At 48.9% G+C, this 10,495-nt stretch carries 9 protein-coding genes; 5 read left to right on the top strand and 4 right to left on the bottom strand.

The annotated features are described in order from the left end of the window. Nucleotides 1-933: 933 nt before the first annotated feature. Nucleotides 934-2,958 (top strand): phosphotransferase, encoded by a 2,025-nt coding sequence (locus AYI96_RS13380; protein WP_144361763.1) that lies wholly within the window; start codon nucleotides 934-936, stop codon nucleotides 2,956-2,958. Continuing rightward, the gene (locus tag AYI96_RS13375) at nucleotides 2,939-3,229 is read left to right on the top strand and encodes a hypothetical protein (RefSeq protein ID WP_144361762.1); all 291 of its coding nucleotides are present in this window, start codon (nucleotides 2,939-2,941) and stop codon (nucleotides 3,227-3,229) included. The genes AYI96_RS13380 and AYI96_RS13375 overlap by 20 nt, the downstream gene beginning before the upstream one ends. 373 nt (nucleotides 3,230-3,602) lie before the next feature. Here AYI96_RS13375 and AYI96_RS13370 read toward each other — a convergent pair whose 3' ends face one another. Further along, nucleotides 3,603-4,730 carry an IS110 family transposase gene (locus AYI96_RS13370; RefSeq protein WP_144361761.1) on the bottom strand — a complete coding sequence of 376 codons (1,128 nt, stop codon included), beginning with the start codon at nucleotides 4,728-4,730 and terminating at the stop codon, nucleotides 3,603-3,605. 106 nt (nucleotides 4,731-4,836) lie between these two features. Between AYI96_RS13370 and AYI96_RS13365 the strand changes: the two genes are divergently transcribed. Continuing rightward, complete coding sequence (locus tag AYI96_RS13365) at nucleotides 4,837-5,142, top strand: hypothetical protein (RefSeq protein WP_144128928.1); 306 nt, start codon at nucleotides 4,837-4,839, stop codon at nucleotides 5,140-5,142. Between the two features lie 183 nt (nucleotides 5,143-5,325). Here the strand turns inward: AYI96_RS13365 and AYI96_RS13360 are convergent, their stop codons facing one another. From AYI96_RS13360 to lolB, 3 genes are all read right to left on the bottom strand, one after another. After that, nucleotides 5,326-6,273, bottom strand: coding sequence for a ribose-phosphate pyrophosphokinase (locus tag AYI96_RS13360; protein ID WP_028779717.1), 948 nt, complete (start codon nucleotides 6,271-6,273; stop codon nucleotides 5,326-5,328). A gap of 78 nt (nucleotides 6,274-6,351) precedes the next feature. Beyond that, nucleotides 6,352-7,230: a 4-(cytidine 5'-diphospho)-2-C-methyl-D-erythritol kinase gene (gene ispE / locus AYI96_RS13355; RefSeq protein WP_039034288.1), complete on the bottom strand. Its 879-nt coding sequence runs from the start codon at nucleotides 7,228-7,230 to the stop codon at nucleotides 6,352-6,354. After that, nucleotides 7,227-7,898, bottom strand: a complete 672-nt coding sequence (gene lolB / locus AYI96_RS13350; RefSeq protein WP_144361760.1) for a lipoprotein insertase outer membrane protein LolB — start codon at nucleotides 7,896-7,898, stop codon at nucleotides 7,227-7,229. The genes ispE and lolB overlap by 4 nt, the downstream gene beginning before the upstream one ends. 237 nt (nucleotides 7,899-8,135) lie before the next feature. Here lolB and hemA point away from each other — a divergent pair, with 237 nt between their 5' ends. Both hemA and prfA read left to right on the top strand, forming a co-directional pair. Beyond that, entirely contained in the window at nucleotides 8,136-9,386 is a 1,251-nt protein-coding gene (hemA, locus tag AYI96_RS13345) for a glutamyl-tRNA reductase (RefSeq protein WP_039034337.1), read from the top strand. Nucleotides 9,387-9,400: 14 nt separating this feature from the next. Next, nucleotides 9,401-10,486 (top strand): peptide chain release factor 1, encoded by a 1,086-nt coding sequence (gene prfA / locus AYI96_RS13340; RefSeq protein ID WP_039034287.1) that lies wholly within the window; start codon nucleotides 9,401-9,403, stop codon nucleotides 10,484-10,486. Nucleotides 10,487-10,495: the final 9 nt, after the last annotated feature.

The following is a 10,495-nucleotide window of genomic DNA, read 5'->3' as shown; positions in this document are numbered from 1 at the left end:
AACAGCAATCCCCTCTTGGATCTCCCTTGCCGCCCCACACGGTGTCGAAAGCCCCTCGGCCTAATGGCGCAAATAACTACCGCTTCAGACGCTCATCCCTGATTCGACTGGCGCTGCTTCGGCATCCATGCCTCAGCCACGTTATTTGCGCCAACGGCTTTCGGCGACACCGAGGGGGGATTAGTGCAATTCTGTTAGCGCTGAGTAGCTTGAAATATCTGAAGAGTTTGCAGACATACACCTATTTTCCAGGCACAGGCGGGACTGTGACCGTTGAAAGCAGGGAAGAATGCAAACACTCAGTCAATTCTGCTTCAAAAACAAACCAAATCAGGTTTTTGTTGCCTTTGTCAAAAACTTGACCTTTGGCTAATTGTTTTCACATTCAATGCTGGCTATTGTATAACTAATTCAACCGCTTAGTTTTAGTACTTCCTTAAGCTTAAGGCGAAAGCTGCAACACTTTTCCGATTTTAGCGGAATGCAGGGACAAACAGAGTTTGGACCCGTGCGGTAGCCATGTCTTTACTCGACGTTTTTTGTAAGGCCATAGGTTGTACAGCTTGAAGCGCTTATGACAAGCACCTCAGAACTGATTTTTATACAGTATTATTGACCTTCTCGACAAAATGCTGGAAATTTGCAGCTAAGTTTGCGCGTTATTTCTGTAACATTTTAGAAAATAACATTAAATTCATAACGTTAAAAAATACAGCTGGTAGATAATAGGTTTGGAAACCGCGCATGCGCGTTTAGCTGCAAGGGATATTCGGGCTAAACTCTATTATATCCAGCTAATACAAACAGATAGCGATGCGCGTTTACACTCCTCCGAGGACTAAAACGCGCATGCGTACTATACAGCTGTTATACGGTATTGTGCGAATGTGTGTTTCGAATCGTACGGTCTTCTAATTATTTATGGAGAAAAAATTGAAGAAAATTGACCTTCACATGCACACAGTGCCGACGATTAGTGATGCTCACTTTGATTTTTCGTTAGAGAAATTAGAAGAGTATGTTAAAACAGCCGAACTCGACGCTATAGCAATAACAAATCATGACGTATTCGACTTGGCACAATTTAGAGAAATCGATAAAGCGCTTGACTGTGTTGTGTTTCCAGGTATTGAAATAAATCTAGCTAAAGGTCATATTCTTCTCATCTCCGAAAATGAACATTTAGATGAGTTTCAAATCAAAACTCAAGCGATAACTGAGAAAATCAATGTTATAGGAGACTTTATTAGCGTAGATGAGTTGTTTCAGATTTTTGGTGACCTCAATAAATACTTACTAATCCCCCATTATGAAAAAAAGCCTTCCATCTCGCGACAGACGATTGACCAAATGGGCGAATTCATATCTGCTGGTGAAGTTGATAGCCCCAAAAAGTTTATTCGTTTGGCTAAAGATGACACAGAATTAACACCAGTTATTTTTAGTGATGTAAGAATTCGTGAAGGTATGAGCAAGTTCCCATCCAGACAAACATATATCGACTGTGGAGATATTTCCCTTAGTTCATTGAAACATAGCTTGCGTGATAGAAATAAAGTAGCTCTATCTAGGTCAGAGGGGAATTCACTATTTCAGGTTTTTGACGATGGTCAAAAGCTATCCACCGGACTTAATGTTGTTCTAGGAGCACGATCTTCAGGGAAGACTGAAACGCTAACTCAGATAAGCAATGACTGCGATAATGTAAAATATATTCAACAATTTTCACTTGTTCAAAGAGATGACGTTAACTATGAAAAAGAATTCAATGACGATGTCGCTCGGAAGAAGAGTATATTCGCTGATAAGCATCTGACTCCATTCAAGACTGTTCTCGATGATGTGTTAAATATTGATATTAGAGTTAATCAACGAAAGGTAGAAGATTATCTATCAACACTTCTAAGGTCGGCAGAAGAGGCAGAGAAATTTGACGCATTCTCTAAAGTAGCACTCTTTAATGAAACACAATTTGAAGTGGCTCAAGATAAGGGGCTTGGAGATCTTATCGGTTCTGTTCGACAACTGATAGAGAACATCGAATATAGAGAAATCATTGATAAACATATTGATGTAAATAACTTGAAAGCTTTGGCTACTGAGTTAATTGAGCTTCTTTGGTCAAAAGCGTATGAAAGAAAGAAGAGAAGTTTTGTAAATGACATCGTTAGAGATGTCAAAAGTAAGCTCCAATTAAGAACATCAGCGACACAAGTTAAAGATGTCGACCTATACAGGGTCATGATTGAGCACAGGAAGGTTTTAAAATTCAACCAAATTGCAAAATTACTACAAACTGAGAAAGTAATATTTCAGGAAAACATTCAGGGATTTAAAGTGATATGCAAGCAGCGAGCATTTAATGGTGCTGGCGAAATTTTGCGTGTCAGTGGACAAAAGGTTGGTTTCAGCGACGCCTATAAAGAATATGCTTCACCTTATAAGTATCTCATTGCATTGAGGGAGAATGGAGCCTGGACTCCATCCGAATTTTATAAGTACTTTTCATGCATTGAATATGAAATACTCAACAAAGATGGATTCAAGGTGTCAGGTGGTGAAAGGTCTGAATTTCGTCTTTTGCAGGAGATCAAAGATGCACAAAATTTTGATTATCTGTTGATAGATGAACCAGAGTCGTCGTTTGATAACCTTTTCCTAAAAGGCGAAGCTAATCAAATGCTGAAAGAGATATCTAAAACAATGCCGGTAGTTGTTGTCACCCATAATAGTACAGTTGGAGCTTCAATCAATGCAGATTATATAGTGTACACATCAAAAGAGATTGAAGGTAATGAGATCGTATATAGAAGGTATTCAGGGTATCCATCCGACAAAGAGCTTTGTTCAGTTGACGGAAAAACAATAAACAATTTCCAGGTTACCATGAACACACTGGAGGCTGGCGAAGAAGCTTATATTGATAGAAGAGGCAGCTATGAAAGCATTAAAAATTGAAAATAATCAGGGATACTTCCTGACAGAAGACGGGACCTATGAAACCGTCGATAAAATAGATAAGACAATTCTTCTTAAGTTAGTTAATGCGGCTCTAGAGGACGGCTTCCAAATCGATGAATACAATGAAGATAACCTAAAGAACCAAGCTCATCAAATTATATATAAAAGTATCAGTGAAAAGCTTAACGATTTACACAATAGAAGAAGCCAGTTTCGTGATGAGTCAGAGCGGCTGTATCTAGATGAATACGAAAAGTATAAAGCTTGATATCGGCGATATTAAAATCAGATCCGTTTAAATGCCGTATAACAAGCCACTGCACTCGGAAATTTTACTCGCTTCGCTCCCAAAATTCCGGTGAGTGGGGCGTTGATATGATTCCCTTTGTCAAATAGGTAAAAGTGTCCTTACCGGAGACCCAAAAATCTCCGGTAAGGGCACTCTGACAGTCGGACTTTGGCGAGTAAGTGTCGGCGGTTGACCTTGCTGATATCCGCGAGTTTGGTTATTCGCATTACTTGTGTTCGCCGCAGGAGCCTTGCCTCAGTCTAGGAGCGCGGATGTGACCGCTTAACGCCCTCGAGGATTGCTCGCACCGCTGCCGCCGTCCGGCGCTGCCAGAGTGATTTTTAAATGTAATTCAGTACGCTTGTTGTGGCATATCGGCATCAAAACCTTGGGCTAAATCCCAAATGTAGCCTGTCAGTTCGCGAGCCACAGCGGTAACGACCTTATTGTATTCTTTGCCTCTTGCTTTTAAGGCATGAAAGCGTCGACATAGGCGCTGCTGGATTTCCCATGAGCGAGTTTGCAGTTTGATAGAGTGCTCTTGTTGGCGACTTTCCAATTCCCTCGAGACCCGAGCGGGGAAACGATAGGCCCAGGCCGATTCAATAAGGATGCGTCTGGCGTGGCTATTGCCGCACTTAGTGATGCCGCCACGCCGTTCCCGCTGACCACTGGAGTGTTCGCTGGGTGTCAAACCGACAAAGTTCATCAGTGAACGCGGAGAAGCAAAGCGTCTGAGGTCACCCAGTTCCGCCAATAGGGTCATAGCGGATAAGAAACGTACTCCACGCAGTACCGTCAGACGTTGCACCAGTGGGTACCAACGCCAGCTTTCTGCCAAGCTTTGCAGTTCCAATTCCAGCCGTTGCAAGCGCTCATAGCGCTCGGTAACGATATGAATGTAGTGCTGAAAGGTGATTTTAGTAGCACTTTGCGGAAAGTTGATATCAGCCAGGTGGCGTCGATAGGCCTCGGTCCAGTTTTGCCGACCTGTGCAGGGATGGCCATGACGCAGCAGAAAGGATTTCAGCCGTTGCCGTGCCTGGCGAAAATCGAGCATGGCATCTTCCCGGCAGCGGATAAGGTCGCGGATAGCTTCATCCCGCTCATCCGGAACATAAATAGAGTGCAAATCGCCGCTACGCGCTAACCTGGCCAATGTCATGGCATCGCGTTTATCGGTTTTGACCCGGTCGCCCGGAGCTTTGGGGATGAGTGCCGGCGCTACCACCCAGCATTCAATGCCACGGCGCAACAGATGACGATAGAGCCAGAAGCCACAGGGACCGGCCTCATAGATAACACATATCTTGCTGGTCTTGGCTGTTTGATTTTTAATGAGTTTATCGAATGAACGCAGGTTGGTTGGGATTGTGCCATGGTAATGCACTGTCTCAGCAGACTTATCAGAAACCCAGGCCACGTCAGTGGTCTCCTTGTGTACGTCCAACCCGATAAAAAGTGTGTTAGCTTTAGACATGTCGGCCTCCTGTGATTGTTTGCCTATTGGATCAACAAACAGTGTGGCTCTGGTTTAACTAATCCACGAGAAAACACGGAGGCCGACACCTGCACAGGGAATCATTATGTCTAACTGTCATATGAGCTTCAGAGAAGAATTGGAAAAAAAGTGGAAGATTACTATCGCTTTGTTGAGTGAGGCTCGTGCAGTTCTTTGTGAATGCCCGGGTGTTGGCAAATATATCGCCGAGTACGATGAATACCTTGATCACAACGAGCTAGAACTAGCACTGGATATGCTAGAAGAAGCAGCACTTGAGGCAACAAGTAAGCCTCCAGAAGAAATTTGGGTAAAGCTCAAAGATGCTGCAAAGTCTATGGGCTTAGAGGAACGCTGTGAATTCTATAATCAGCAAATACAAAACAGTTAACAAAATAAAAAAATAACAAAATCGCCTGTGCGAGATGGCCGCTCTCGAACATCTTGCTCTTCACGGCATTCAGGCTTTCTGCCTATCCGCACCGCAGCTGATGGGCCATATAATGGCAACCCAGATATCAAGCATAAAAAAACGCACCCTAAGGTGCGTTTCTTGTTAACTCTGCATGTCAGCTTAGTGCTGGAACATGGCAGAGATAGATTCTTCATTGCTGACGCGGCGGATAGCCTCGGCCAGTACCGCTGACATGGTCAGCTGGCTCACTTTGCCTGTCTTGAGCATTTCTGGGCTCAAAGGCACAGTGTCAGTGACTATGACTTCGTCGATCACTGAATTTACTATGTTGCTGGCGGCGTTACCGGAGAATACCGGGTGGGTCGCATAAGCAAAGACGCGGTTGGCGCCGTGTTCTTTCAGGGCTTCAGCAGCCTTACACAGAGTGCCACCTGTGTCGATCATGTCATCAACTATGATGCAGTCACGGCCTTGAACGTCACCTATGATGTGCATTACCTGAGCCACGTTGGCCTGTGGGCGACGCTTGTCGATGATCGCCAGATCTGAGTCGTCGAGCAGTTTGGCTACGGCGCGGGCGCGAACAACACCACCGATATCGGGGGAAACAACAACCGGGTTATCCAGCTTCTTGGCCAGCATATCTTCAAGCAGCACAGGGCTACCGAAGACGTTGTCTACCGGTACATCGAAGAAGCCCTGGATCTGCTCGGCGTGCAGGTCACAGGTCAGTACTCTGTCGACACCCACGCTGGAGAGGAAATCGGCAACCACTTTGGCGGTAATGGGTACACGGGCGCTGCGGACACGGCGGTCCTGACGGGCATAACCAAAGTAAGGGATAACGGCTGTGATACGGCCGGCTGACGCGCGGCGCAGGGCATCAACCATTACGATCAACTCCATCAGGTTGTCGTTGGTTGGTGCGCAGGTGGACTGAATGATAAACACATCAGCACCACGTACATTTTCGTTTATCTGGACACTGATTTCACCATCGCTGAAACGGCCTACCTCTGCGTCTCCGAGTTTACAAAAAAGACGGTCTGCTATCTTTTTGGCGAGACTGGGGGTAGCGTTCCCAGCAAAGAGCTTGATGTCGGGCACTGTAAGAACCTCAGGCGTTTGCTTTATTTTAGTGGCTGGGATAAAACGGTTGCAGCGCTTTATCCCGGAAGAAACTGTTCAGAGGCGAGCCAGTCGACTCTGAAGCGGCGATCTATTTATCCCTTTGGCAACAAAGCCTTTGAATGATGACGGCAGCTTTGCCAGACAATCGAGAGCTTGTTGCTGTTTTTCGAATTCCCCGAACACGCAGGCGCCGGTTCCGGTCATTCTGGACGGCGCATATTCTAGCAGCCAGGCCAAGGCCTTGGCAACTTGAGGGTAATGGCGGCACACCAGTTCCTGACAATCGTTTTGCCAGGGGCTGCTCAGTAGTTGCTCCAGAGAGAGCTTGGGAGTATCTCTCGGTAAATCAGGGTCATGGAATACTTTTTCAGTGGAAACATGGGCCTCGGGAACCAATATCAGATACCAAGGTTCGGCCGGTTTCACCGGCTGAAGTTTTTCGCCGACCCCTTCGGCAAAGGCCGCCATGCCCTTAATGAAAACAGGAACATCTGCGCCGAGTTTTAAACCAATTTGTTCAAGTTCCGCTTCGCTCAGGCCGGTTTGCCACAGGGCATTGAGAGCCACCAGAGTCGTGGCTGCGTCCGACGACCCGCCTCCCAGACCGCCGCCCATGGGCAGCTTCTTGTCGAGCCAGATCTCGGCCCCCATTTCACAGCCACTGGCTTGCTGCAATGATTTTGCGGCCTTGAGAATTAAGTTATCGCTATCCGGGACAGCGGCGCCCAAATTGGAGTGCAGTTTGAGTTCGCCATTGGTGGTGACTTTAAAGTCCAACAGATCGCCATGGTCGAGAAACTGAAACAGGGTCTGTAGTTCATGGTAGCCGTCTTGGCGACGGCCATTGATGTGCAAAAACAGGTTCAGCTTGGCCGGGGCCGGCCAGCCAAGCGAAAGACTATTGGGCTGGAGGTTTGGGTGATCGAGGCTCATGGCTGCTGGCTTTCCTTGGTGATGAGTGTGCTCTGGGCTTCGAGCGCCTGCCACTCGGTTAACTGGATCTTGAGTTCGAGTACGCCGCGATTGAGTTTGAGAAGGCGCGGAATATCGGCACCGCTTTGTTGCTGCCAACTGAGGTACTTCACCTGCCATGGCGGGTTAACGCTGCCATCTTCCAGGCTCTGGGGTTTACCGTCATTGTTTGTGAGCAGGAGTTCAGTGTCGGCGGCGCTGAGGCCAAGCACCCAGCGGGGCAGGGCGTTAAGCGGAATACTCCAGCTGCTGAGGCCATCGAGTAAACGCTGCGGGTCACGGTTGCGGTAGACTTCGCCGTCCAGCTCCAAAAAGGCGCCATCCGGGCCGCTCTTCAGCAGCATCACACTGGTGCCCAACATGGTGGTGAGTCTCAGCTCTTCCGTCGTCGGGGTATGCAGCCAATAGAGATTAGTGCTGAACTTTTCCTCAGGAGTCTTTACCGCCAGCTTGCCTTTCAGCTCCCAGGCCTTGGCTTGGTCGGCGTGCTTGACTTGAGTCGCCTGCCAGCGGGCATCGGGCAGGCTGCTACAACCACCGAGCAACGTAAGGAGCAATAAGGGCAACAACAAGCGCAGTGCCGACAGAGGTGTAAAACAGGTTTTTGTGAAGTACTTCAAAATAATCATCTGTTGTTCACTGTGTAGGCCGCCTATGATACGAGGGCTTTGGCAGAATACCAATAAGCGTCGACCCCAGTGGTGTCGCCTTGTGGCTTTTGCCAGCACCTGCTTAGCTTAATTGATAAATTGGTTGAGAAGTTAGACCTTTATTCGGTTTTGTTAAGCGTATTCTGTTTTTAAGGTGGCCAATTCAGTAGAATGGCCGCATCCTACAGCGACGCCAAGAGTCCAGAACGAGTTCAGATGAGCCTTGTAGCAATTGGTATAAACCATAAAACCGCCACTGTTGACCTGCGTGAGAAAGTTGCCTTTGCCCCGGATAAGATCCATGACGCCATGCGCAGCCTGGCCAAGGAGACCCAGAGCGGGGAAGCCGTCATCGTTTCCACCTGTAACCGTACCGAGCTTTACTGCAATACAGAAAATGCCGAGCAGGTGGTGCGTTGGTTGGAAGACTATCATGGCCTGAGCCATGAAGAGGTGGCCCCTTGCCTTTACCAACACTGTGGGCAGCCCGCGGTGCAACATTTAATGCGGGTCGCATCCGGGCTTGACTCTCTGGTGCTGGGCGAGCCGCAGATCCTCGGTCAGGTCAAACAGGCGTTTGCCAAAGCCAAGGAGTCAGGCACAGTGGCACTGACACTGGATCGCCTGTTCCAAAATACTTTTGCCGTGGCCAAGAAGGTGCGCACCGAAACGGAAATCGGTACTGCGGCTGTTTCGGTAGCTTTTGCCGCCGTCAGCATGGCCAAACATATCTTCTCTTCTCTGGCGACTACCAAGGTACTACTCATAGGTGCCGGTGAAACCATAGAACTGGTTGCCCGTCATCTGAAGGAAAACGGTGTGACCAGCATGGTGGTGGCCAACCGCACCATTTCCCGCGCCGAAGCCATGTGCGAAGAGTTTAATGCCCAGGCGATTACCCTGGAACAGATACCAGATTTTCTCCCCAAGGCCGATATCGTGATATCCTCTACCGCCAGTCCGCTGCCTATTCTGGGCAAGGGCATGGTAGAAAAAGCGCTGAAGCAGCGCCGCCATCAACCTATGTTATTGGTTGATATAGCGGTTCCCCGTGATATTGAGGCAGAAGTCGGTGATTTGGACGATGCCTTCCTCTACACGGTCGATGATCTGCAAAGCATAATCGAACAGAATATGGCCTCCCGTAGAGAGGCCGCCGAGCAAGCGGAAGTCATTGCCGAAGAGCATTCACACCAGTTTATGGAGTGGGTTCGTTCACTGGAATCGGTCGACAGCATTCGCGAATATCGTACCCAGAGCATGGCGATTAAAGATGAGCTGGTTGAACGGGCTATGAACAAGTTGGCACAGGGAGCAGACACAGAGCAGGTGCTGCTGGAACTGGCTAACCGCCTGACCAACAGACTGATCCATGCTCCGACCCAGGCCCTGACTGCTGCCAGTCGTCAGGGGGATCTCAATGCTTTGGGTCAATTGAGAACCGCGCTCGGCTTGGATAAACACTAAGGTTAGCGAGCTAAATGAAGGAATCCGTTATCCGCAAGCTGGAAGGCTTGCTTGAGCGTAATGAAGAAGTATTGGCCCTGCTCAGTGATGCAGGTGTCATAGCGGATCAGGACAGGTTCAGAGCCCTGTCACGGGAATATGCTCAGCTTGAAGATGTGGTCAAAGGCTTTAAGGCCTACCAGCAGGCGCAGGCGGATCTGCAAACCGCACAGGAGATGCTGGCCGAGGAAGATCCTGAGCTGAAAGAGATGGCTCAGGAAGAGATCAAGGCGGCCCGCGCTCAGTTGGAGCAGCTGGAAGGCGAGTTGCAAATTCTGCTGTTGCCCAAAGACCCCAATGATGCCAGCAACGCCTTTCTGGAAATCCGTGCCGGTGCAGGCGGTGATGAAGCGGCTATCTTTGCCGGCGATCTATTCCGTATGTACAGCCGTTATGCCGAGAGCCAGCGCTGGCAGGTCGAAGTCATGAGCGCCAGCGAAGGCGAGCATGGCGGTTTCAAAGAGGTGATAGCAAAAGTCAGCGGTGACGGTGTTTACGGCAAACTCAAGTTTGAGTCCGGTGGTCACAGGGTACAAAGGGTGCCGGAAACCGAATCCCAGGGGCGGGTGCATACCTCGGCCTGTACCGTGGCCGTTATGCACGAAGTGCCCGAGGCCCAGGCGGTGGAAATCAACCCGGCCGAGCTGCGTATCGACACCTTCCGCTCTTCCGGTGCCGGTGGTCAGCACGTTAACAAAACCGACTCGGCAATTCGTATTACCCACTTGCCCACAGGCTTGGTGGTGGAATGCCAGGATCAGCGCTCGCAGCACAAGAACAAGGCTCAGGCCTTGAGCGTACTGGCGGCCCGTTTGCAGGCGGCTGAAGATGAAAAACGCCGCAGCGCCGAAGAATCTACCCGTCGCTCTCTGGTGGGTAGCGGTGACCGCTCAGAGCGGATCCGTACCTATAATTTCCCTCAGGGAAGGGTGAGCGACCACAGGATCAACCTGACACTGTATCGTCTCAACGAGGTGATGGAAGGAGACCTGGAGCAGCTGCTTGAGCCTTTGATGCAAGAGCATCAGGCTGACATGCTGGCGGCTCTGTCCGACGAATAAAAGGACTGT

The sequence above is a fragment of the Shewanella sp. MSW genome, assembly GCF_007636515.1.
Taxonomy (GTDB): Bacteria; Pseudomonadota; Gammaproteobacteria; order Enterobacterales; family Shewanellaceae; genus Shewanella; species Shewanella indica.
The sequence above is the reverse complement of the archived record's forward strand: the minus strand, read 5'-3'. Positions and strand labels throughout refer to the sequence as shown.